Source organism: Plantactinospora sp. CA-294935 (genome assembly GCF_050936445.1).
Classification (GTDB): Bacteria; Actinomycetota; Actinomycetes; order Mycobacteriales; family Micromonosporaceae; genus Plantactinospora.
In genome coordinates, this window is record NZ_JBNJMU010000001.1 from 6,946,295 (window position 1) to 6,968,533 (window position 22,239).

Annotated in this window: 16 protein-coding genes and 1 pseudogene; 10 read left to right on the plus strand and 7 right to left on the minus strand. The window is 72.2% G+C overall.

All coding sequences use genetic code 11. The features are described from left to right. Nucleotides 1–20: 20 nt before the first annotated feature. Nucleotides 21–2,213: a LuxR C-terminal-related transcriptional regulator gene (locus ACQEVC_RS30500; protein WP_432884353.1), complete on the plus strand. Its 2,193-nt coding sequence runs from the start codon at nt 21–23 to the stop codon at nt 2,211–2,213. A gap of 46 nt (nt 2,214–2,259) precedes the next feature. Here the strand turns inward: ACQEVC_RS30500 and ACQEVC_RS30505 are convergent, their stop codons facing one another. Next, on the minus strand, nt 2,260–3,408 hold the full coding sequence (locus tag ACQEVC_RS30505) for an oxalate decarboxylase family bicupin (RefSeq protein ID WP_432884356.1): 1,149 nt from the start codon (nt 3,406–3,408) through the stop codon (nt 2,260–2,262). Continuing rightward, nucleotides 3,405–3,674, minus strand: coding sequence for a hypothetical protein (locus ACQEVC_RS30510; protein ID WP_432884359.1), 270 nt, complete (start codon nt 3,672–3,674; stop codon nt 3,405–3,407). The genes ACQEVC_RS30505 and ACQEVC_RS30510 overlap by 4 nt, the downstream gene beginning before the upstream one ends. 351 nt (nt 3,675–4,025) lie before the next feature. Between ACQEVC_RS30510 and ACQEVC_RS30515 the strand changes: the two genes are divergently transcribed. Continuing rightward, the gene (locus ACQEVC_RS30515) at nt 4,026–4,961 is read left to right on the plus strand and encodes a neutral zinc metallopeptidase (RefSeq protein WP_432884362.1); all 936 of its coding nucleotides are present in this window, start codon (nt 4,026–4,028) and stop codon (nt 4,959–4,961) included. A gap of 169 nt (nt 4,962–5,130) precedes the next feature. Next, nucleotides 5,131–5,784 (plus strand): HAD family hydrolase, encoded by a 654-nt coding sequence (locus ACQEVC_RS30520; protein WP_432884364.1) that lies wholly within the window; start codon nt 5,131–5,133, stop codon nt 5,782–5,784. Between the two features lie 293 nt (nt 5,785–6,077). On the opposite strand, the gene ACQEVC_RS30525 is transcribed toward ACQEVC_RS30520, so the two are convergent. The 5 genes and pseudogenes from ACQEVC_RS30525 to ACQEVC_RS30545 all read right to left on the minus strand — a co-directional run. Then, a complete protein-coding gene (locus ACQEVC_RS30525; RefSeq protein ID WP_432884367.1) occupies nt 6,078–8,624 on the minus strand; it encodes an ABC transporter permease in 2,547 nt (848 codons plus the stop codon). Beyond that, nucleotides 8,624–9,391, minus strand: a complete 768-nt coding sequence (locus ACQEVC_RS30530; RefSeq protein ID WP_318397188.1) for an ABC transporter ATP-binding protein — start codon at nt 9,389–9,391, stop codon at nt 8,624–8,626. Before ACQEVC_RS30530 ends, ACQEVC_RS30525 begins: the two co-directional genes overlap by 1 nt. Before the next feature lie 964 nt (nt 9,392–10,355). Continuing rightward, nucleotides 10,356–11,042, minus strand: a complete 687-nt coding sequence (locus tag ACQEVC_RS30535) for a response regulator (RefSeq protein WP_432884371.1) — start codon at nt 11,040–11,042, stop codon at nt 10,356–10,358. Nucleotides 11,043–11,198: 156 nt separating this feature from the next. Next, on the minus strand, nt 11,199–12,461 hold the full coding sequence (locus tag ACQEVC_RS30540; RefSeq protein WP_432884373.1) for a sensor histidine kinase: 1,263 nt from the start codon (nt 12,459–12,461) through the stop codon (nt 11,199–11,201). A gap of 260 nt (nt 12,462–12,721) precedes the next feature. Continuing rightward, a pseudogene (locus ACQEVC_RS30545) lies at nt 12,722–13,672 on the minus strand (RecB family exonuclease); the annotation flags it as partial. Between the two features lie 136 nt (nt 13,673–13,808). Here ACQEVC_RS30545 and ACQEVC_RS30550 point away from each other — a divergent pair. The 7 genes from ACQEVC_RS30550 (at nt 13,809) to prcB (ending at nt 22,180) form a co-directional block, all read left to right on the plus strand. Continuing rightward, complete coding sequence (locus ACQEVC_RS30550) at nt 13,809–14,963, plus strand: site-2 protease family protein (RefSeq protein ID WP_432884375.1); 1,155 nt, start codon at nt 13,809–13,811, stop codon at nt 14,961–14,963. Continuing rightward, nucleotides 14,960–15,904: a tRNA (adenine-N1)-methyltransferase gene (locus ACQEVC_RS30555; protein ID WP_432884378.1), complete on the plus strand. Its 945-nt coding sequence runs from the start codon at nt 14,960–14,962 to the stop codon at nt 15,902–15,904. The genes ACQEVC_RS30550 and ACQEVC_RS30555 overlap by 4 nt, the downstream gene beginning before the upstream one ends. 159 nt (nt 15,905–16,063) lie before the next feature. Continuing rightward, complete coding sequence (locus ACQEVC_RS30560) at nt 16,064–16,636, plus strand: hypothetical protein (protein ID WP_318397182.1); 573 nt, start codon at nt 16,064–16,066, stop codon at nt 16,634–16,636. A gap of 478 nt (nt 16,637–17,114) precedes the next feature. Then, nucleotides 17,115–18,896 (plus strand): proteasome ATPase, encoded by a 1,782-nt coding sequence (arc, locus tag ACQEVC_RS30565; RefSeq protein WP_318397181.1) that lies wholly within the window; start codon nt 17,115–17,117, stop codon nt 18,894–18,896. 286 nt (nt 18,897–19,182) lie between these two features. Beyond that, the gene (gene dop, locus ACQEVC_RS30570; RefSeq protein WP_432884382.1) at nt 19,183–20,700 is read left to right on the plus strand and encodes a depupylase/deamidase Dop; all 1,518 of its coding nucleotides are present in this window, start codon (nt 19,183–19,185) and stop codon (nt 20,698–20,700) included. A 96-nt stretch (nt 20,701–20,796) separates the two neighbouring features. Beyond that, on the plus strand, nt 20,797–21,012 hold the full coding sequence (locus tag ACQEVC_RS30575) for a ubiquitin-like protein Pup (RefSeq protein ID WP_101366062.1): 216 nt from the start codon (nt 20,797–20,799) through the stop codon (nt 21,010–21,012). Between the two features lie 328 nt (nt 21,013–21,340). Beyond that, complete coding sequence (prcB, locus tag ACQEVC_RS30580) at nt 21,341–22,180, plus strand: proteasome subunit beta (protein ID WP_432884385.1); 840 nt, start codon at nt 21,341–21,343, stop codon at nt 22,178–22,180. The last annotated feature ends 59 nt before the right edge of the window (nt 22,181–22,239 follow it).

Sequence of the window (22,239 nt, forward strand, 5' to 3'; positions counted from 1 at the left end):
GTCGCCGCCGAGGGGGTGCCATGGCCACGTCGTTCACGCTGGACCGGCCGGGCGGGTCGGCGGCGGACGGGCTACCGGTCGCCTCCGCCGCCCAGCGGTGGATCCTCCGGGCGGTCGCGATCTGCGACGACCCGTGCCAGATCTGGTTCGTGGAGCGGATGACCGACCGGTCCGGTCCGGGGCTGCACGACGACGTCGAGGCGCTGATCGCCCGGGGTGCGCTCGCGGACTCGCCCGGCGGCCTGCGGCCCGGCTCGGTCGAGTTGCGCGATGCCGTACGCCGGGGCATCCCGCCGTCGTTGCTGGCCGCGCTGCACAACCGGGCGGCCGGCGTACTGGCCGACGAGGCGCGTGCGGCGGCCGCCGCCGAGCACCTGCTCCGGGTGCTGGAGGTGGCCGGGCGGGTCGACGTACCCCTGGTCTCCCGGCTGGTCGCCGATCCGGCGGTCGATTCGTCGACGGCGGCCGACCTGCTGCTCGCGGCCCGGGCCGGTCAGGATCCCGCGCTCGATCCGGAACTGCGCCGGGACTGGGCGCTGGCCGCGGTCGACCACCTGATGCTGGCCGGCCGGATCGAGCCGGCGCTGGCGATCCTGGGCGACGAGATCGCGGCCGACCGGGCCGGGGCCGGATACCGGGCGTTGCTGCTCGGCCGGCTCGGCGCCTGGTACGCGACCGGCCGGCCGTCGCTGGCCTTCGACTACCTGGACCGGGCCCTGGCCCAGCCCGACCTGCTGCCCGGGCACCGGAGCTGGTTGCTGAGCACGCTGGCCGCGGTGGCGGGCCGGCTCGGTCGGCCGAACCTGGAGTCGCTGCTGGCGGCGGCGGACCGGGCCCAGGCCGACGCGCCGAGCCCGGACGGCGAGATCCGGTTGGCGCTGGCCCGGGCCGGGAGCGCCCTGGCCGGCGGGGATCTGCCGGCCGCCCGGCAGGTGCTCGGTCAGGTCGACCCGAGCGCCCCGGCTGCCCGGGCACAGGCCGCCTTCCTGCGGGCTGAACGGATCGCCTGCCAGCTCGCCTGCGGCGAGTACGACGAGGCCGGCACCGCGCTGCGGTTCGCCGAGGTGGATCTGGGCAGCCTGGGCGGGGCGGCCCAGCCGATGCTGGCGGCGCTGGACTGCCGGCTCCGGGTGGCCGCGGGTGAACTTCCGGAGGCGTCGGCCCGGGCCGGCCTGGCGCTGCGGCGCTGTCCCGCCGGCCAACTCGCCGACGAGGTCCACGCCGAGCTGCTGGCGGTACGGGTGGAGGTGGCGTTCCGGCAGGGCGAGCCGGCGACCGCCCGCGAACTGCTGGCCGGGGTCGAGCCGCCGATGGACTGGCCCGACGCCGTGGCGTGGGTACGGCTGGCCGGTGCCGCCGCTTTCGACCCGGAGCCCGGCCGGCACGCCGGGTTGCTCCGGGCGGCCGTCGACACGCTGGCCCGGTCGGTACGCCCGCTGCTCCTGGTCCCGCAGCAGGCGCCGGCGCTGACCCGGGCCGCGTCGCTGCTCGGCGACCCGCACCGGGCACGGCAGCTCGCCGACCACCTGGTCCGGATCGCAGAGCGGGTGGACAGTGGACTGTGGTGGGGCGTCGCGCAGCACGTCGCCGGCCTGGTGGAGCAGGATCCGGTGCTGCTGCGCGACGCGGTGGCGCAGTTGCGTACCACCTCCGCCCGGCCGGTACTGGCCGACGCGCTGCACGACCTGGCCGGTACGCCGGGCACCGGGCGGGCGGAGGCCCGGCGGGCGGCCGAGGAGGCCGCCGCGCTGTTCGGCCGGCTCGGTGCGACCGGTGACCAGGAGCGGGCGGTCCGCCGCGGGCGAGCCCTGGTGGCGTCGGACCGCCGGCACCGGGCCGGCCGGCACGGCGCCGGGTTCGACGCGTTGACCGCCGCCGAGACCCGGGTCGCCGAACTGCTGGCCGGCGGGGCGACGAAGCAGCAGGCGGCGGCGAGCCTGTTCGTCTCCTTCCACACCGTCGACGCCCAGCTCCGCGCGGTGTACGCGAAACTGGGCGTGCGGAACCGGCTGGAACTGGCCCGCTTGTGGGCCGCCCGGGAGAACCCGACCCGGCCCACCCCGGCACCGTCCGAGTCGGCCGGGCCCACCCCGGCACCGTCCGAGTCGGCCGGGCCCACCCCGGCACCGTCCGAGTCGGCCGGGCCCACCCCGGCACCGTCCGAGTCGGCCGGGCCCACCCCGGCACCGTCCGAGTCGGCGGGGCGCGACTGATCCGGCCGGTGCGGTCCGGCCGGGCCCGGTGCGGCGCCGCCCCGGGTTAGGAGGCGATCGGCCGCTTCGTCCTCGGGATCGACTCGACCAGCGAGCGGGGCAGGTTGAGGGTGTCGGCGGCGACCTGCGGCGGGGTGTTCGCCATCCACTGGGCCAGCGAGATGTCCTCGAACCGCGGGTTGCGGAACATCTCCAGGAACACCAGCGGGTCGCTGCCGGTGTTCTCGATGTAGTGGCCGTAGGCGAACGGCACGTAGCCGACGTCGCCGGACCGGTAGTCGAAGGTCCGGTTCACCCCGGAGCTGGCGAAGACCCCCATCCGGCCGGAACCCGAGATGTAGTACTGCCACTCGTCGTCGGTGGGATGCCAGTGCAGTTCGCGCATCGCGCCCGGCTCGATCTCCACCAGTGCCGCGCAGATGGTGGTGGAGGCGGCGAAGTTCGTCACGTCGGCGATTCGTACCGTGCCGCCGTCGAAGCGCTCGGGCGCCTGGGCGTGCAGCCGGTGCCTGAAGGTACGCGGTACGTCCCCGGTGGGGCTGACCACCCGGTCCGAGTCGAGCGGGGGCGGTACCTGCCCCCGGAAGATGTACTTCTCCTTCTCCGGCAGGTCGGCGAGCTGCTCCGTACGCCAGCCGAAGTTCTTCGCGATCACCTCCTTCGGGGTGTGCGCGAAGAAGTCGCTGATCAGGAAGGTGCTGTTCTCCGAGAAGGCACCGTCGTCGAAGACGAGCAGGAACTCCACCCCGTCGTCGAGAGCCTGGATGTGGTGCGGCACCCCCTTGGGGAAGAACCACAGGTCGCCCTGGGAGACGTCGTCGAGGAAGTTGCGCCCCTCCTGGTCGACCGCGCCGATCCGGCAGCTTCCGGCCAGCACGTACGCCCACTCGGCCTGCTTGTGCCAGTGCAGCTCGCGGTAGGCGCCCGGTTCGAGGGCCATGTCGACCCCGGAGAGCGTGCTGGCGATCGGCAACTCCCGCTGGGTCACCTCGCGGGTCCAGCCGCCCTCCTCGATCCGGGTGTGCGCGTTGGAGAACGAGAACCTCAGGTTGGGCACCGTGCCCCGGTCGGTCGGTGGCGGTACCAGCAGGTCCGGGTTCTGCCGGTCCAGCCCGACGTTGCGGGGTCCGACGTCGAGGCCGCCCGCGGTACCGCGTTTCGGCTCGGGTAGGTCGTCGCGCGACGTTCGGCTCATACCAGTTCTTCCCTTCGTCGACTGATTTCCGGTGGTCGGGTCCGCTGCACGCGCTCGTGCTGCGGCGGCCGCGGGGCGGCCGTGCCGAGCAGAAGCGTCCGCACCAGCGGAGATCCGCCGTGCAGCCCGACGGCGGCCGGGACGGCGAGACAGGTCAGGGCCAGCACCACGACCGTCCAGAGTGGTGCGCCGGTCAACGCGGCACCGGCGGTCAGTACGGTGAGCGCCCCGAGGTTGCGCCGGGTCCGGCCGAGCGGAACGGTCATCAAGCTTCCTTTCGGATGGTCGCGCGGACGCACCCGGCCTTGCGGCGGCGGGCGCGGCCGCCGCTCGGAACCGGACGGAGCGCGGCGGGCCGCGCCGGGCGTGGTGGCCACGGCGCCGGGCGGTGGCCGCGATCCGGGGCCGGGCTCCGGCGGCGGGCTCAGTCGTCGGCGGTTCCGGCCGGAACCAACCCGGCCCGGCTGGTTCCGGCCGGGTTAGTTCCGGCCCGGCTGGTTCCGGCCCGTCCCGACGGGGCGTTGGTCGTCGTCACGCCTTCGGTCTAGCCGGGAAGCGCGGCGACAATCTCACGTGATCGCGGGAAATGCGGCCCGGCGCGGCATCCGGGCCGTCCGGTGCGCGACCTGTTCGACGTCGCCGTGGTCGATGCCGCCGTGGTCGGGCCGGCCGGTGCGCCGGGGGCCGACGCACTCCGCATGACCGGTACCGCGCCGTCCATACTTGTGGCGGGTCTCCGGCCGCTCACCGGGCAGGGTTTGGCCCGGTGCCCGCCCTGGGAAGTGTTCTGGTCCGTCGACCCGTGGGAGGCCGCGATGCGCCCGTTGCGCCGTACCGACCGGTTCTGGCCGCCGCTCGCGCTGATCGTGACGCTGGTCGTCGCGGGCGCCTGCTTCGCCGGCGGGACGGGCGAGGACGATCCGTCGGTGCCGGGCGATCAGGGTACGCCTGCCGCGAGCGGCAGCGCCGGGGCCGACGGCACCATGACGGTGGACGAGTTCGAGCGCGACATCGAGGGTGCGGTGCGGGTCGCCGAAGAGTACTGGACGGGGCGGTTCGAGGCGTCGGGGGAGCGGTTCCAACCGATCCGCCGGATCGTCACCTACCAGCGGGACGGCGAGGTCGACTGTGCCGGCCAGGGGCTGCCGCGCAACAACGCCGTCTACTGCTCGGCGGGCGACTTCATCGCGTACGACGTCAACTGGGCGGTCGCCGCGTTCCGGCAGGTCGGCGACGCGTTCCTGTACTACCTGCTCGGGCACGAGTACGCGCACGGCGTGCAGGTGCGGCTCGGCATCCGGTACGACTTCACCATCCAGCAGGAGTTGCAGGCAGACTGCATGGCCGGGGCGTACCTCGGGGATTCCGTGCGGGACCGGGCGTTGACGATCGAGGACGGCGACCTCGACGAGCTGGGCGCCGGGCTGCGGGCGGTCGCCGACGAGCCGGGCCAGCCGTGGTTCGCCGAGGGGGCGCACGGGACCGCGCAGCAGCGTACCGACGCCTTCTTCGCCGGCTACCAGGGCTCGCTGGACGCCTGCGACCTCGGCTGAGCGACCGGGCGGCCCGACCGGTACGACGCCCGGCCCGCCGGCCCGGCTGAGGCATCCGCCACACTTCCGGGCCGGTACCGGGAGATCGTCGGCCGGCGTTGGCAGGATCGGACCCGGCAGCTCGCGTCCGATCCGGGAGGAAGCCCTGAACAGCCAGCATCTCGCCGCAGTGCTCTTCGACATGGACGGCACGCTGGTGGACAGCGAGCGGTTGTGGGACATCGGGCTCCAGGAACTCGCCGCGCAGTACGGCGGCACGCTCTCCGACGCCGCCCGGCTCGCCATGGTCGGCACCGACATGGCCGTCTCGATGGAGATCCTGCACACCGACCTGGGCCAGCCGTGGCGGGACCCGGCGGTCAGCGCCGCCTGGGTCGATCGCCGGGTCGGCGAGCTGTTCCTGACCGACCTGAAGTGGCGGCCCGGGGCGCTGGCCCTGGTGACCGCGGTACGCGCCGCCGCGGTACCGGCCGCGCTGGTCACCTCCACCCGGCGCGCGGTGGTAGAGATCGCTTTGGAGACGCTCGGCCGGGACACCTTCGACGTGGTGGTCTGCGGTGACGAGGTGGCCGCCACCAAACCGGACCCGGAGCCGTACCTGACGGCGGCCCGGCTGCTGGACGTGCCGATCTCCCGCTGCGTGGCGATCGAGGACTCGCCGGCCGGGGTGGCCAGTGCGCTCGCCGCCGGAGCCGCCGTACTCGCCGTGCCGCACGCGGTGCCGATCGACCCGGCCGACGGGGTACGCCTGCTGGAGACGCTGACCGAAGTCGACCTGGACCTGCTCTCCGGCCTGCTGTCCGCGCTCGACCTTCCCCGCTGACCGCGCGTCCAGCCGGCACCCTGGGGCCTCGCCTATCCCGGCTCGACCTTCCCCGCTGACCGCGCGTCCAGCCGGCACCCCGGGTGCCGCCACGGCTCCCGACCCGCCGGATACCGTAGCCGGAACACGGCCGAAGCGGCGCCTGTGTCCCGGACGCGGCCGGTGGCGTCCAGCAACGGAACGCGCCCCGGCGGTGGCGTCCCGGAACAGAACGCGGCCGGGGGCGGCGCCCGTCCCGACGCCGCCCCCGGCCCTGCTGCCCACGGCCACCCCCACGGCCGTGGGCCGGCCCACTACTCGTGCGCGATCGCGCTGAGTACGTTCAGCCGGGCGGCGCGGATCGACGGCAGCACTGCCGCGATCACCCCGACCACGGCCGCCAGGCCGAGGAAGACGCCCATCTCGGTCCACGGCAGCACCAGGTTGGTGATGCCGTCCTCGCGCAGCGCCCGGACCACAGCGGCGCCGAGCCCGGTGCCGACCGCCACCCCGAGCAGGGCACCGAAGACCGAGATCACCACCGCCTCGACGGTGATCATCCGCATGGTCTGACCGCGCCGCAGCCCGATTGCCCGCAGCAGACCCAGCTCCCGGGTCCGCTCCAGCACCGACAGCGCCAGCGTGTTCACGATGCCGAGCACGGCGATCACGATCGCCAGCGCCAGCAGGATCTGGATCATCGTCAGCAGACCGTCGAGCTGGCCGGCCTGCTGCTCAATGAAGTCGGCCCGGTCGGCGACCGACACCTCGGGGCTGTCCGCGAGCAGCGTCTCGACCCGCGGCATCACCTCGTCGACCGAGGCGCCCGGCGCCAGCTTCAGGTACGCCTGCGTCGGCTGTGGCACCGCGAAGTCGGCCGCCGCCGAGGCCGGGACGACGAACCCGCCGAACAGGTCGGACTCGGCGTAGATGCCGCTCACCGTGTAGGTCCGGGCATCGCCCCGGGACAACTGCACCGGCAGGGTGTCGCCGACCGAGAGACCCCGGTCCTTCGCGGTCTTCGAGTCGACCATGAGCTGGTTGGGGCCGAGCGAGTCGATGCTGCCGGCGGTCGGGGTGGCCCGGTAGATCTCCCGCAGCGCGGGCACGCTGCTGGTCGCGGTGATCCAGCCCTGCTTGCCGCCGATGACCGCGCGGTCGCCGTACAGGCCGGCCACCATGGCCACGCCGGGCAGTCCGGCGGCCTGGTCCAGTACCGCCGGGTCGAAGCTCGGCGGCCGGGGACCGGTCTGCGCCCCGGAGATCACCAGCTCGGCCTGGATGGTGTCCTCGGCCAGCGCCGTGATGCTGCTCTTGGCCGAGTCGAGGATCACCGTCACGCCGGTGACCAGGGCGATCCCGACCATCAGCGCGGCGGCGGTGATCGCGGTACGGCGCGGGTTGCGACCCGAGTTCAGCCGGCCCAGCTTGCCCGGCACCGACCAGGAGAAGAGCCGGCCGAGCAGCCCGACCACCGGGCGGCTGATCAGCGGGGTCAGCAGGGCCACCCCGATGAAGGAGAGCAGCACGCCGCCGAGGATGGTCAACAGGGTGTTGCCCCCGGTGCCGCTGAGGCCGAGTGCCATCAGGGTGCCGCCGAGCGCGGCCACCACCGCACCGGCGGCCGAGATCTTCGTCAGCGGTCGGTCCGGCGTCGCCACGTCCTGCATGGCGGCCACCGGGGGGATCCGGGCAGCCCGCATCGCCGGGAGTACCGCCGCGATGACGGTGACGACCAGGCCGACCGCGAAGGAGCTGATCACCGCGGCCGGCGGTACGCCCAGCCCGGCCAGTTGCAGCCCACCGGCGGTCTGCCCGAAGACGTACGCCAGCAGCGCGCCCACGCCGATCCCGGCGCCGAGCCCGAGTACCGAGGCGACCAGGCCGATCGCGACGGCCTCGACCAGGACCGAGCCGATCACCTGGCGGCGGCCGGCGCCGATCGCCCGGAGCAGCGCAAGCTCTTTGGTGCGCTGGGCGACGATGATCGAGAACGTGTTCAGGATCAGGAAGATGCCGACGAAGAGGGCGACCCCGGCGAAGCCGAGCAGGATGTTGTTGAAGAAGGCGAGTCCCTCCTTCAGCCCGGCGGAGGCGTCCTCGGAGAGTTGTTCGCCGGTCCTGACCACGTAGCCGTCGCCGAGGGTGCCGGCAATGTCGTCGCGCAGCTTCGCCGGGTCGACCCCGTCGGCCGCCTTGACGCTGAGCTCGGAGAAGACACCGGGCTGGCCCAGCATCAGCTCCTGGGCGACCCGCTCGGTGAACGCCACCTCCTGGGCGCCGCCGAGGCTGTCCCGGTCACCGCTGTAGCCGTAGATGCCGACCACGGTGAACTCGCGCTTCGGTTGCAGGGTCAGGATGCCGACCCGGTCGCCGACGGCGAGCTTGGCCGCCTTGGCCACCCCCGCGTTGACGGCCACCTCGTTGTCGGCGGTGGGGCCCCGGCCCTCGCGCAGTTGGACCTGACCGCTCTCGCCGGTCCAGTTGGAGCCGATTTGGGGCGGGCCGACGGAGGTCAGCACCTTGCCGTTGCCGCCGATCACCCGGGCGCCGTCGGCCGCCGCCACACCGGTGGCGCTGGCCACCCCGGGCACCTTACGGACCTGCTCCAGGGTGCTGGCCGGGAAGGTGGCGGCGACCTCCATTCCCTCCATCTCGCTGACGTCGATCTTCGGCTTGGCGCTGACGCCGACGTCGGTGCCGGCGTACGCGTCGCTGAAGACGGTGTCGAAGGACCGGCCCAGGGTGTCGGTGAGGACGAAGGCGCCGGAGACGAACATCACGCCGAGCACGACGGCCAGGCCGGAGAGGACCAGCCGGACCTTGCGGGCGAGCAGGCTCTTCAGAGTGGCGCGCAGCATCAGAGCCCCGCCTCGGCGAGCCCGTCGAGCTTCTTCATCGTGTCCAGCACGGTCTCCGGGGTCGGTTCGATGAGTTCGGAGACGATCTGGCCGTCGGCGAGGAAGATCACCCGACCGGCGTAGGAGGCGGCCACCGGGTCGTGCGTGACCATCACGATGGTCTGCTGGTATTCGGCGACGGAGCGGCGCAGGAAGCCGAGTACCTCGGCGCCGGCCCGGGAGTCCAGGTTGCCGGTCGGCTCGTCGGCGAAGATCACCTCGGGTCGGGAGGCGAGTGCCCGGGCGCAGGCGACCCGCTGCTGCTGCCCGCCGGAGAGCTGGGCCGGGCGGTGGCCCAGCCGGTCCCGCAGCCCGACGGTGTCGATGACGGTGTCGAGCCATTCCTTGTCGGGTTTACGACCGGCGATCGAGAGCGGCAGCAGGATGTTTTCCAGCGCGGTCAAGGTGGGCAGCAGGTTGAACTGCTGAAAGATGAAGCCGACCTTGTCCCGGCGCAGTTTGGTGAGACCCGCGTCACCGAGTCCGGTTACGGCCGTGTCGCCGATATGTATCGTCCCCCGGGTTACCGAGTCGAGCCCGGCAAGGCAGTGCATCAGGGTCGACTTGCCGGATCCGGACGGTCCCATGATGGCGGTGAACCGGGCCCTTTCGAATTCCGCATTCACGCCGCGCAGCGCGACGACCTGTGCCTCCCCGCTGCCGTACACCTTCCACACGTCGTTGGCCCGGGCGGCCATCTGGGCACCTCGAGCTACCGTCGCGGTCACTTTCATCTCCCCCTAGACATTCTTGGTCCGGCCGGACCACCTGGTCCGGCCGGCAGCATCCATCGTCGGCGACCCGGGCAACCCCGGCGTCCGCCCCGCGACGGAGTTCGACGCGGAAAATTCGCTGCGGGTGCGCCCTGATACCGAATCAGGGTTGCCCCTGACTGATATGTGTCGGCGCCGTTAACTCCGCCGGTGTCGGCATCCCGGCGGGCCGGGGTTACGACTCGCCGGTGTTCGCCGATCTCTTTCGTTGCCCGGATCGGTTCGGCATTTCACGGTCCGATTCCTTATCGGGCGGATACGTTTGGTTGCGGCCCCGCTGTCCGGCTCCGGCCGGATCTCGGGGCGGGTCGTACCAGTGTGTCATGATCCGCTTGCGCTGTGCGTCGATCGCCGGAACGTCGATCCGGTCCGCTCCGCTGCCCCCGTTGTCGCGGTCATGTCATCCTCTCCGTCCGCCCGGGCGGCGGAACCTACGCCACCCTCGCCGTACCTGGGAAAAACGGTAGGCGCGGAAAGCCGGCGGGCCGTCGTGCGCCGGGATGGTCTTCGGGTACGCCCCGTGCCCCGGGCCGGTCCTCCGGCTGGACGACTCCACGGCCGGCGGGTCGTACGCCCTCCGGGCCGTCGGGCCTACTCCTCCAGGGTGGTGCGTTGGCCGCCGGCTACGCCTGCCGGACGGCCCGGCCGGAGCACGACTCAGGGTTGGTCGGGCCGGCCCGTCGGGAACGCCGTCGGTCGTGTGCGACCGACGGCGGGACGGTGAAGGGGTGCCGGGAGTTCCGGGATGACGCCGGTCCACGGCTGGAGCGCCACGGTCGCCACCGGCGCCGGGGTGGCGGTCGGCCGGCCGAGCCGGGCTCCGTCGCGCGGACGGCACCTCCACCGACCCGATCAAACCTCCACCGACCCGATCAGACCTTCACGACCCGACCAATCGGGACGGAGCGTGGTGGCGCCGTTACGCGCCGGGCCGGACCAACCCGGTCTCGTAGGCCAGCACCACCGCCTGGACCCGGTCGCGGAGGCCGAGCTTGGTCAGCACGTGCCCGACGTGGGTCTTGATGGTCGTCTCGCTGACCGACAGCACCCGGGCGATCTCCGCGTTGGAGAGCCCGCGGGCCACCTGGACCAGCACCTCCCGCTCCCGCTCGGTGAGCACGCCGATCGCCTTGGGCGGGGTGGCGTCCGGGTCGGGCAGGGTCTCGGCGAACCGGTCCAGCAGCCGCTTGAGGATCCGGGGCGCCACCACCGCCTCGCCGGCGGCGACGGTCCGGATGGCGGTGACCAGGTCCTCGGCGGGTACGTCCTTGGCCAGGAAGCCGCTCGCCCCGGCCCGCAGCGCACCGACGACGTACTCGTCGAGGTCGAAGGTGGTCAGGATGAGCACCCGGACCGGCAGCCGGGCGTCGATGATCGCCCGGGTGGCGGCGACACCGTCCATCCGGGGCATCCGGATATCCATCAGCACCACGTCGGGGAGCAGCCGCCGGGACAGGTCGACCGCCTCGACGCCGTCTCCTGCCTCGCCGACGATGTCCAGGTCGTCCTCCGCGCCCAGCACCATCCGGAACCCGGTACGCAGCAGCGGCTGGTCGTCGGCGAGCAGGACGCGTACCGGCCGGCCCGTCTCCCTGCCGTCACTCATGCCGGCACTCCGCTTCGCTGCGTGCCGTCATGAGGCTTGTCCGCACTGAGCTGGCTGATTCGCTCGCGACGCTCGCTCATGCCGGCACTCCGCTTCGCTGCGTGCCGTCATGAGGCTTGTCCGCACTGAGCTGGCTGATTCGCTCGCGACGCTCGCTCATGCCGCCCCCTTGTTGATCGGCGCGCCCAGTTGCTCCATCGGCATCTTGGCGTACACCCGGTAGCCGCCGCCGGGACGGGGCCCGGTGCGCAGGGTTCCACCGTAGAGGGCCATCCGTTCCCGCATTCCCACCAGGCCGTGCCCCAGCCGCCCGCTCTCCGGCGCCGGTCCCCGGCCGGTGTCCGCGACCTCGACGATCAGCCAGTAGACCCCGAAACTCAACCGCACCTGGGCGGTCGCCGCGCCGGCGTGCTTGAGGGTGTTGGTCAGTGCCTCCTGCACGATCCGGAACACGGTCAGCGCCACCCCGGGGTCCAGCGGGCCCGGCGTGCCGTCCACCCGCAGGGTCACCGGCAGGCCGGCCTCCCTCACCTGCTCCACCAGCGCCTCGATGCCGGCCAGCCCCGGTTGCGGGGACAGTTCGGCGGCCGGCTCGGCATCGGTACGCAGCACGTCCAGCAGCCGTCGCAACTCGCGCAGGGTCGTCCGGCTGGTCTCCTCGATGGTGCCCAGCGCACCGTCGGTGGCCGCCGGATCCCGGGACAGTACCCGGCGCGCCCCGGTGGCCAGTACGCCCATCACGCTGACGTGGTGCGCGACGACGTCGTGCAGCTCACGGGCGATCCGTCGGCGTTCGTCGGCGACGGCCTGGTCGGCCAGCGACCGCTGGTTCTCCTCGGCGACCCGGGCCCGCTCCTCCAGGGCCAGGATGGTGGCCCGCCGGGCGTGCACCGTACGGCCGACGAAGAAGCAGACCAGCGCGAGCAGTACCTGGGTGAAGACCAGGTACGCGGGGGAGGGTTCGGTGAAGTCGGGTGGTGGCGGCTCGACGAGGGCGACGGCCAGGGCCGGCCCCCAGAGCGCCCCGGCGGCCAACGCCGCCTGGCGAAGGGGCAGCAGCGCGGCGGTGGTGTAGGTCAGCAGCACGAAGGTGACCCCGACGGTGACCGGCTGCGCGTCGGCCAGTACCGAGGCGACGAAAATCGGGACGGCCAGCACTACCGCCGTCCACGGAGCCAACCGACGCAGGGCGATCGGGGCGGCGGAGAGGACGCTCCAGAACGCCGTTCCGGGCCACCCCCACGGGGCGACGCCCGGCGGCGCGGTGCCGACGAGTACCGCCTCCACCACGACGGCGGCGACCGCGAGCAGCCCGTCCCGGGCCAGCCATCTGCGCTGCCCGGGATCGAGCCGGATGCGCCGCCAGCTCCCCGGGATCCGGCCGGGGGCCGGCGTCGCGGGGGCATCGGTTCGGGTCATGCTGGCGACGCTAGCCGCTGTGTGGCGCGACAGGTCGTCGCCAGCGGCGACCCTGGGATCCTCCTTCAGGAGGATCCTTGCTCCTCCTGGACGGAGCCGACCCCGAGCCCCGGAGCCGCGTCCGTCCGGCCCGGCCCGTCCGGCTGGCGCGACCCGGTCGACTGGGTCGGCAGCGCCGGGACGCCCGATACGCTCGCCGGAGCCGGAGCCGGAGCCGGAGCCGGAGCCGGAGCCGGAGCCGGAGCCGGAGCCGGAGCCGGAGCCGGAGCCGGAGCCGGAGCCGACCGGGCGCCGGGCCGGGCCGGTGGCGGGATCGGAGCGGTCGGGTCGACCGGCGCGGTCGGTTCCGGGAACGGCGGGGGAGTGCCGCCGAAGGTCGGGCAGTGCGCCTGGTGACTGCACCAGTCGCAGAGCCGGCTCGGCTTGGGCCGGAAGTCGCGGGCCCGGGTGGCCTGCTCGATGGCCCGCCAGAGCGCCAGCACGGTGCGCTCGAACCGGGCCAGCTCCTCGGCGTCGGGGGTGTAGTCGCAGACCTCCGCGTCCTTCAGATAGAGCAGGCGCAGCACTTTGGGCACCACCCCCCGGGTGCGCCACAGCACCAGGGCGTAGAACTTGAGCTGGAACAGTGCCCGGGCCTCGAACGCCTCCCGGGGCGCGCCACCGGTCTTGTAGTCGACCACCCGCAGCGCGCCGTCGGGCGAGACGTCCAGCCGATCGATGTATCCCCGGATGAGCAGTTGGTCGTCCACCACCGTGGAGACCAGGGTCTCCCGCTCGGCCGGCTCCAGCCGACGCGGATCCTCCACCGTGAAGTAGCCGTCGAGCAGCTCGCGGGCCGAGGTCAGGAACTCGGCCGGACCGGCGAGGTCACCGGCGGTGAAGATCTCGGCCAGCTCCGCCTGCTCGGTCACCAGCCGGTCCCACTGCGGCGCCACCAGGTCACCGGCGGCGGCCGGCGTCCGCCGCTCGGCCGGTAGGTCGAAGAGACGTTCCAGCACCGCGTGCACCAGGGTGCCGCGAGCCTGCTCGACACTCGGCCGCTCCGGCAGCCGGTCGATGCTGCGGAACCGGTAGAGCAGGGGACAGGTCTTGAAGTCGGCCGCCCGGGACGGTGACAGCGATGCCGTGACCCGCGACGCGGCCGGGGTCTGGGTCGGGAGATCCGCCGGGGCGCCCGTGGCTGTCTGCGATGTCACCGTCTCCGCCGTCATGTCCGGAAGGCTATGTCACGGGTACGACCGAACCCGGCCCACCCGCCCCGCCATGCGTACCGGCGCCGATCGTCGACGGTCACCCCGGCCGAACCGGCGGGCCCACCCGACGGGATGTTCCGTAGCATCGGAGGAGATGGAGGGAAACTCGCGACCGCGACGCGGCGCTGACCGGCGGCCCGGCCTCACCGTCGGCCGGGTGTTCGGCGTCCCGGTCTACCTCAACCCGTCCATGCTGATCCTGGTGGCCCTGATCACCGTCATGTACGGCGAGTTCGCCCGGCAGCAGCTCGGGTTGTCGCAGCTCACCGGCTATCTCGTCGGGCTGGTTTTTGTGGTCCTGCTGCTCGGCTCGGTGCTGCTGCACGAGTTGGGGCACGCGCTGACCGCCCGTCGGTACGGGATCGGAGTGCGCGGCATCACCCTCGAACTGCTCGGCGGCTACACCGAGATGGAGCGGGACGCCCCGACACCCCGGGTGGACCTGCTCGTCTCGCTCGCCGGGCCGGCGGTCTCCCTGGTACTCGGGCTGGTGGGGGTCGGCGCCACGCTCGCCATTCCGGACGGCACCCTGGCCAACCAGTTCGCCTTCCAGTTCGCCGCCAGTAACGTGCTGGTCGGGCTCTTCAACATCCTGCCCGGACTGCCGCTGGACGGCGGTCGGGCGTTGCGGGCCGGGGTCTGGGCCGTCACCCGGGACCGGCACCTGGCCACCGAGGTGGCCGGCTGGGTCGGCCGGGCCGTGGCGATCGGCACCGCTGTGCTCTTCACGCTGCTGACCTGGCTCGGCGGGCTGCCATGGCTGGGCCTGGCGCTGGTGCTGCTGGTCGCGTTCACCCTCTGGCAGGGCGCCGGTCAGACGATCCGGGCAGCCCGGATCAGCCGCCGGTTCCCCCTCATCGACCTGGCCCGGCTGGCCCGGCCGGTCTTCTCGGTGCCGAGCGGCACGCCGCTGGCCGAGGCGCAGCGGCGCGGGGTGGACGCCGGGCAGCCCGGTTCGGCGCTCGGGGTCGCGGACTCGTCCGGCCGGCTGGTGGCGCTGGTCGACCGGACCGCCGCCGAGGCCGTACCGGTCGAGCGCCGGCCCTGGGTGGCGGTGGACACGGTGGCCCGGGGCGTGGACGGGGTGCCCAGTCTCGCCGTCGGGCTCGGCGGGGAGCAGGTGGTGCACGCGGTGCAGGCCCACCCGGGCGCGCAGTACCTGGTGACCTCAGGCGAAGATGTGGTCGGCGTTCTGCATATCGCCGACCTGGCGCAGCTCCTGGAGCCGAAACGGAAGATGACTCAGTGACCGCACAGCCCACCGCCGTTCCCGCCGTCCCGACCGCACCGGTGCCGGCGCGCCGAGGGCCGTTCCGCCCCGGTGACCGGGTCCAGCTCACCGACCCGAAGGGTCGGATGCACACCATCACGCTGGAGCCCGGGCGGTCTTTCCACACCCATCGCGGCGCGCTGGAGCACGACGCGTTGATCGGATTGCCGGACGGGAGCGTGGTCACCTCGACCGGCGGCACGGCCTACCTCGCGCTGCGGCCGCTGCTCGCGGACTACGTGCTCTCCATGCCGCGCGGTGCGCAGGTGATCTATCCCAAGGACGCGGCCCAGATCGTGACGATGGGCGACATCTTCCCCGGCGCGAAGGTCCTGGAGGCCGGTGTCGGGTCCGGCGCGCTCACCTGCTCGCTGCTCCGGGCCGTCGGCCCGGAGGGCGAACTGCATTCCTACGAACTGCGCGAGGACTTCTCCGAAATCGCCCGCAGAAATGTGGAATCCTTCTTCGGTGGACCGCATCCAGCCTGGAATCTCCGGGTGGGCGACGTGGCAGACTGCCAGGAGTCCGGTTTCGACCGGATTATCCTTGACCTCCTCACCCCCTGGGAGGCGCTCGACATGGTCGAACGCGCGCTGGTCCCGGGCGGGGTGTTCATCGGTTACGTCGCCACCACGCCCCAGCTCTCCGAGCTGGTCGAGGCGCTGCGCGAGCGGGGCGGGTTCACCGAGCCGCGGGCCTGGGAGTCGCTGGTCCGGGACTGGCACGCGGACGGGCTCGCCGTGCGCCCGGACCACCGCATGATCGCGCACACCGCCTTCCTCGTCTCCAGTCGCCGGCTCGCGCCCGGGGTCACCGCGCCGCCGCGCCGCCGCAAGCCCAGCAAGGGCGCCGAGGCGTACGCGCTGCGCCGCCAGGCGCGGCAGGAGGCCGAGGCGACCTCCGGGAGGGCTGCGGAGTGAACCCCTCCCGCCGGAGTCGACGCATCAGCGGGCGTGCCGAGCACGGCGAGGAGACGGCATGAGCGAGCGCAGTGAGCGAATCGGCCAGCTCGGTGCGGATCAGCCTCAGCTCGGCGCGGATGTGCCTCATGGCGGCACTGAGCGCAGCGGGGTGTCGGCATGAGCCGGCCGGCGTTCGGCGGGGGAGATCTGCCGGCCGTGTTCCCGGACTGGTCGCCGTACCGGGACCTGGAGTCGGCCGCCCGGGCGTACCTGCGCGATCCGGATGTCGCGATGGAGGCGCTGACCGGAGTGCTGAACGGCGCCTCGGTGCTCGGCTTCACCCTGGAGCGCTTCGTCAACGAGGTGAACGGGGTCTGGCAGGAGGTGGCGATCTGTGACGGCAGCCGGCTGATCCTCTGGCACGGCGAGGACGTGCCGCCCGACGACGGCCCGGCCGGTTCGATGACCTCGTCGTTGCGGGTGGTACCGGTCTCGACGGTCAGCGAGGTGGGCTGCCGGCGCCGGCTGAGCCGTACGCCGACCGGCCAGATCCGGGTCGACAGCATCGACGTGTACCTGCTGCTCAGCTCGCTCGACGAGGGCGTGCCGGGCGACGACGCGCAGGTGCCGCCCCGGCACGACGCGCTGCGGTTCGGCAAGACGCTCGACGACGGCGGCGCGGGGCAGATCGCCCGGCTGGAGGAGTTCGCCCGGCTGGTCGCCTCGGTGGTTGGCCGTCCCACCCTGTGAGCACCGTCGCCCTGAGAAACGTCCCGTGCTCGTCCGTGGGAAACCTCACGCCCTCGCCGTACCGGACCGTCCCGTCGCCGTCCTTCGCGTCCCGGAATCGTCCGGCCGGCCCGGCTGACCGTTTCCCGGTGCGCCCGGTGTCGGCGCGACGCACCGGGGCCATGCGTGGCGAGGTCGCCGGCGCCGCGACGTGCGGTAGCGCCGCGACGCCGGATCGGGAGCGTGGCGCCGTCAGAACGGCGCTACGGCATGGGAGTACCTGGTCAGCCGCGCCCCGGGGCGCCTGCTGGCAGCGCCGGACGCGGTCGCCGCAGACCCGCCCGGCCCGCCGCGACGGTACCCCGATCCATCGACATCGGCCCCACCGGTCGTTGACGACGTGATCAAGGTTCGGCGACGAGGGTGTTGCGTGGAACCGAATCAGCGTCATAGCGGTTAGTGTTAGGGCAGAACGTTCAAGCCCCCGGGGAGGTGGGACGTGGCACGCAGCGACGACGCGGACTCGCGCGCCGCACGGTGGGAGAAGGAGGCCCACGATCTCTCCACCCAGGTCGCGTTTCTTCAAGAGGAACTCGCTCTGGTGCGGCGCAAGTTGACCGAAAGCCCTCGACACGTCCGGCAGCTTGAGGAACGGCTGGCGGCGACACAGGCGCAGTTGGCTCGACTCACGGAGAACAACGAGCGGCTCGTGAACACCCTCAAGGAGGCACGCGCCCAGATCGTCACGCTCAAGGAGGAGATTGACCGGCTGGCGCAACCGCCCAGCGGTTATGGTGTCTTCCTGGCCCGGCACGACGACGGCACAGTCGACGTCTTCACGGGTGGTCGCAAGCTCCGGGTGGCGGTGTCACCCTCGCTCGACGTGGCGGAGCTGCGCCGTGGGCAGGAGGTCCTGCTCAACGACGCGCTCAACATCGTCGACGCGTTCGGCTACGAGCGGGTCGGCGAGGTCGTCATGCTCAAGGAGGTGCTGGACAGCCCTACCGGCGGTGCCGGCGACCGGGCACTGGTGATCTCCCACGCCGACGAGGAACGGATCGTCCACCTCGCGGAGACTCTCATCGGCGCGCCCCTGCGGGCCGGTGACTCGCTCATGATCGAGCCCCGCTCGGCGTACGCGTACGAGCGGATCCCGAAGAGCGAGGTCGAGGAGCTGGTCCTGGAGGAGGTGCCGGACGTCGACTACGGCGACATCGGCGGCCTGCAGGCCCAGATCGAGCAGATCCGCGACGCCGTCGAGTTGCCGTTCCTGCACGCCGACCTCTTCCGCGAGCACCAACTCCGGCCGCCGAAGGGCATCCTGCTCTACGGCCCGCCCGGCTGCGGCAAGACGCTGATCGCCAAGGCGGTGGCGAACTCGCTGGCCAAGAAGATCGCCGAGCGGCGGGGCGAGGAGAAGCACACCAGCTTCTTCCTCAACATCAAGGGCCCGGAGCTGCTCAACAAGTACGTCGGCGAGACCGAGCGGCACATCCGGCTGATCTTCCAGCGGGCTCGGGAAAAGGCCGGCGAGGGCACCCCGGTCATCGTGTTCTTCGACGAGATGGACTCGGTGTTCCGGACCCGGGGCTCCGGCGTCTCCTCCGACGTGGAGAACACCATCGTCCCGCAGCTGCTCAGCGAGATCGACGGTGTCGAGGGCCTGGAGAACGTGATCGTGATCGGCGCCTCCAACCGGGAGGACATGATCGACCCGGCGATCCTCCGCCCCGGCCGGCTCGACGTGAAGATCAAGATTGAGCGGCCGGACGCCGAGGCGGCCAAGGACATCTTCTCCAAGTACATCCTCACCGGGCTGCCGCTGCACCCGGACGACCTGACCGAACACGGCAACGACCCGCAGTCCACGGTCGCGGCCATGATCGAGGCGGTCGTGCTGCGGATGTACTCGGAGACCGAGGAGAACCGCTTCCTCGAGGTCACCTACGCCAACGGCGACAAGGAAGTCCTCTACTTCAAGGACTTCAACTCCGGCGCGATGATCCAGAACATCGTCGACCGGGGCAAGAAGATGGCGATCAAGGAGTTCCTCTCCTCCGGGCGCAAGGGGCTGCGGCTGCAGCACCTGCTCGACGCCTGCGTCGACGAGTTCCGGGAGAACGAGGACCTGCCCAACACCACCAATCCCGACGACTGGGCCCGGATCTCCGGCAAGAAGGGGGAGCGGATCGTCTACATCCGTACCCTCGTCTCCGGTGGCAAGGGCGCGGAGGCCGGTCGGTCCATCGAGACCGCGAGCAACACCGGCCAATACCTGTAACGGACGACGGCATCTGTGGGCGCCGCGGTAGCGGCGCCCACAGTGCTGTCCGGGATCCCACGGTGCGCCCCCGGAACCACCCGGAGCCGAATCGGGTCGAACGGGCGGTGAAGGCGTACCGTGGCCGTGTCGACACACCGGGCGAACAATCCGGCGGCGGCGCGGACTAGGCTCAACGACATGGGCAAGCGGAGCGAGGCGGCGGCATGAGCGAGCGTAGCGAGCGAATGATCAGGCTCAGGGCGGTCGTGCCTCATGGCGGCACGGAGCGAAGCGAGGCGGCGGCATGAGTGTCCGGCGGATCATGGGCACCGAGGTGGAGTACGGCATCTCCGTGCCCGGCCAGGCCGGAGCCAACCCGATGGTGACCTCCTCGCAGGTGGTGAACGCCTACGGCGCCCGTCCGGAGCTGGCCCGGGGCGGCCGGGCCCGCTGGGACTACGAGGAGGAGTCCCCGCTGCGGGACGCCCGGGGCTTCACCTACTCGGGCGCCGCCTACGACCCGGCGGAGGCACTGGCCGACGAGGACCTCGGGCTGGCCAACGTGATACTGACCAACGGCGCCCGGCTGTATGTCGACCACGCCCACCCGGAATACTCCACTCCTGAGGTGACCAACCCGCTGGACCTGGTCCGCTGGGACAAGGCGGGGGAGCGGGTGATGGCCGAGGCGTCCCGGCGGGCCGCCACCATTCCCGGCACCCACCCGATCCACCTCTACAAGAACAACACCGACAACAAGGGCGCCAGCTACGGCGCGCACGAGAACTACCTGATGCGCCGGCAGACGCCGTTCGCCGACATCGTCGCGTACCTGACACCGTTCTTCGTGACCCGGCAGATCGTCTGCGGTGCCGGCCGGGTCGGCATCGGCCAGGACGGCTCGCAGCCCGGCTTCCAGATCTCGCAACGGGCTGATTTCTTCGAGGTCGAGGTCGGCCTGGAGACGACGCTCAAGCGGCCGATCATCAACACCCGGGACGAGCCGCACGCGGACGCCGACAAATATCGCCGGCTGCACGTCATCATCGGCGACGCCAACCTGTCCGAGATCTCCACCTATCTCAAGGTCGGCACCACGGCGCTGGTGCTCACCATGATCGAGGAGAAGGCGCTCAGCCCGGACCTGGCCATCGCCGACCCGGTGGGTGAGCTGAAGGCGGTCAGCCACGACCCGTCGCTGTCGCACCGGCTCCGGCTGCGCGACGGCCGCCGGCTGACCGCGCTCGACCTGCAGTGGGCGTACTTCGAGCGGGCGCGTTCCTTTGTGGACGAGCGGTACGGCGACGACCTCGACCAGGACACCGTCGACGTGCTCGACCGCTGGGAGGGCATACTCGACCGGCTCGGCCGGGACCCGATGCTCTGCGCCGGCGAGCTGGACTGGGTGGCGAAGCTGCGGCTGCTGGAGGGCTACCGGGAGCGGGAGAAGCTCGGCTGGGCCTCGCACAAGCTGCAACTGGTCGACCTGCAGTACTCCGACGTACGCCCGGAGAAGGGCCTCTACCACCGGCTGGTCAGCCGGGGGTCGATGGCGACGCTGCTGCCCGAGGAGCTGACCCGGGCGGCGATGACCGAGCCGCCGGAGGACACCCGGGCCTACTTCCGGGGCCGCTGCCTCGCCCAGTACGCCTCCGAGGTGGTGGCGGCGAGCTGGGACTCGGTCATCTTCGACGTCGGCCGGGAGTCCCTGGTGCGGGTCCCGATGATGGAACCCGAGCGGGGCACCCGCAAGCATGTCGGCGCGTTGTTCGACCGGTGCGCGAGCGCCAAGGACCTGCTGGAGACGATCACCGGTGGCTGACGCCGGGCCACCCGCCGCCGGCAGCGGCGGTGCCGGAGGATTCGTCGTCCATCCGAGGTAAGTTTTCCCCAGGCGATCGTGGAGGAGGCAGCAGATATGGCTACCCGTGACACCGGCGGTCAGTCACAGTCCGGCAAGGCGCGCCGGGACGAGGAGGTCGACGAGGTCGCGACCGAGGCGAACCCGGAGGTCGCCGAGCGGCACGCGGAGATCACCGAGGACGTCGACGACCTGCTGGACGAGATCGACTCGGTGCTCGAGGAGAACGCCGAGGAGTTCGTCCGGGGCTACGTCCAGAAGGGCGGACAGTAGCCGTACCCGGGCCGGGTCGGACGTGGTCCACCCACGCCGAACCCGGCGCGGTGCGCGGCGGTACGCCTGTGCCGACGCACCGGCGTGGCGGCCGAGCGGGTAGCGCGGGCCCCGACCCAGGTGCCCGGGTGGTGACCGGCCGGCGAACCGGCGGCGGCCGGGGCGCACCGGGCCGTCGCCGTCGGGAGTGGCGCAACACGACGACGACGATCATCGCACCGGGGAGATCCGGGGGATACTCTGCTTCAACCGCAACGGTGGCCTCGCCCGGTTCCCGCGCTGACGCGGGGGATCCGGGCGACGTGATGAGACAGCTGAGAGGGAGCACGTGGCAGCGGCTTTTGATCCAACCGGGCGTCTACCAGACGTGTTCCTCAACGTGGGGACGTCCTCGTTCACCCAGTTCCTGAGCACGGCAGCCCCCGACCTGCTGCCCGGTCGCCGGCCGCTGCCGCCCGGGTCCGCCGGCGAGCTCGTTCCGCACGCCACCACCATCGTCGCGCTGACCACCGCGGACGGGGTGGTGATGGCCGGTGACCGGCGGGGCACCATGGGCAACCTGATCTCCAGCCGGGACATCCGCAAGGTGCACCCCGCCGACGAATACTCGCTGGTCGGCTTCGCCGGCACGGCGGGCATCGCCCTGGAGATGGTGCGACTCTTCCAGGTGGAGCTGGAGCACTACGAGAAGATCGAGGGAGCGATGCTCTCCCTCGACGGCAAGGCCAACCGGCTCGCCGCGATGATCCGCGGCAACCTCGGCGCGGCGATGCAGGGGCTCGCGGTGATTCCGCTCTTCGCCGGCTTCGACCTGGCGGCCACCGATCCGACCAAGGCCGGCCGGATCTTCAGCTTCGACGTGGCCGGCGGACCCTACGAGGAGACCGGCTACGACGGCATCGGCTCCGGCTCGCTCTTCGCGAAGGCGGCGCTGAAGAAGCGGTACCGCCCCGGGCTGAGCACCCCCGACGCCATCCGGATCGCCGTCGAGGCGCTCTACGACGCCGCCGACGACGACAGCGCCACCGGTGGCCCCGACCTGAGCCGCCGCATCTTCCCAGTGGTGATGACGGCCAGCGCGGAGGGCACCAACCGGCTCTCCGACGCCGAGGCGGCCGAGGTCGCCGAAGCGGTGGTCGCCGCCCGGATGGAGAACCCGGGCGGCTGACCGCCCCGCACCACCCGCAACCCGCCGTCGTCAGCAGAACCGGTTAGGAGAACCGCCGC

What these genes read in the sequence shown, in the direction of transcription:
- ACQEVC_RS30500 (WP_432884353.1), top strand. Translation starts at nt 21, where the DNA reads ATGGCCACGTCGTTCACGCTGGACCGGCCGGGCGGGTCGGCGGCGGAC.
- ACQEVC_RS30560 (WP_318397182.1), top strand. Translation starts at nt 16,064, where the DNA reads ATGAGCCGGCCGGCGTTCGGCGGGGGAGATCTGCCGGCCGTGTTCCCG.
- ACQEVC_RS30575 (WP_101366062.1), top strand. Translation starts at nt 20,797, where the DNA reads ATGGCTACCCGTGACACCGGCGGTCAGTCACAGTCCGGCAAGGCGCGC.
- ACQEVC_RS30505 (WP_432884356.1), bottom strand. Translation starts at nt 3,408, where the DNA reads ATGAGCCGAACGTCGCGCGACGACCTACCCGAGCCGAAACGCGGTACC.
- ACQEVC_RS30550 (WP_432884375.1), top strand. Translation starts at nt 13,809, where the DNA reads ATGGAGGGAAACTCGCGACCGCGACGCGGCGCTGACCGGCGGCCCGGC.
- ACQEVC_RS30540 (WP_432884373.1), bottom strand. Translation starts at nt 12,461, where the DNA reads ATGACCCGAACCGATGCCCCCGCGACGCCGGCCCCCGGCCGGATCCCG.
- ACQEVC_RS30510 (WP_432884359.1), bottom strand. Translation starts at nt 3,674, where the DNA reads ATGACCGTTCCGCTCGGCCGGACCCGGCGCAACCTCGGGGCGCTCACC.
- ACQEVC_RS30525 (WP_432884367.1), bottom strand. Translation starts at nt 8,624, where the DNA reads ATGCTGCGCGCCACTCTGAAGAGCCTGCTCGCCCGCAAGGTCCGGCTG.
- dop (WP_432884382.1), top strand. Translation starts at nt 19,183, where the DNA reads ATGAGTGTCCGGCGGATCATGGGCACCGAGGTGGAGTACGGCATCTCC.
- ACQEVC_RS30535 (WP_432884371.1), bottom strand. Translation starts at nt 11,042, where the DNA reads ATGAGTGACGGCAGGGAGACGGGCCGGCCGGTACGCGTCCTGCTCGCC.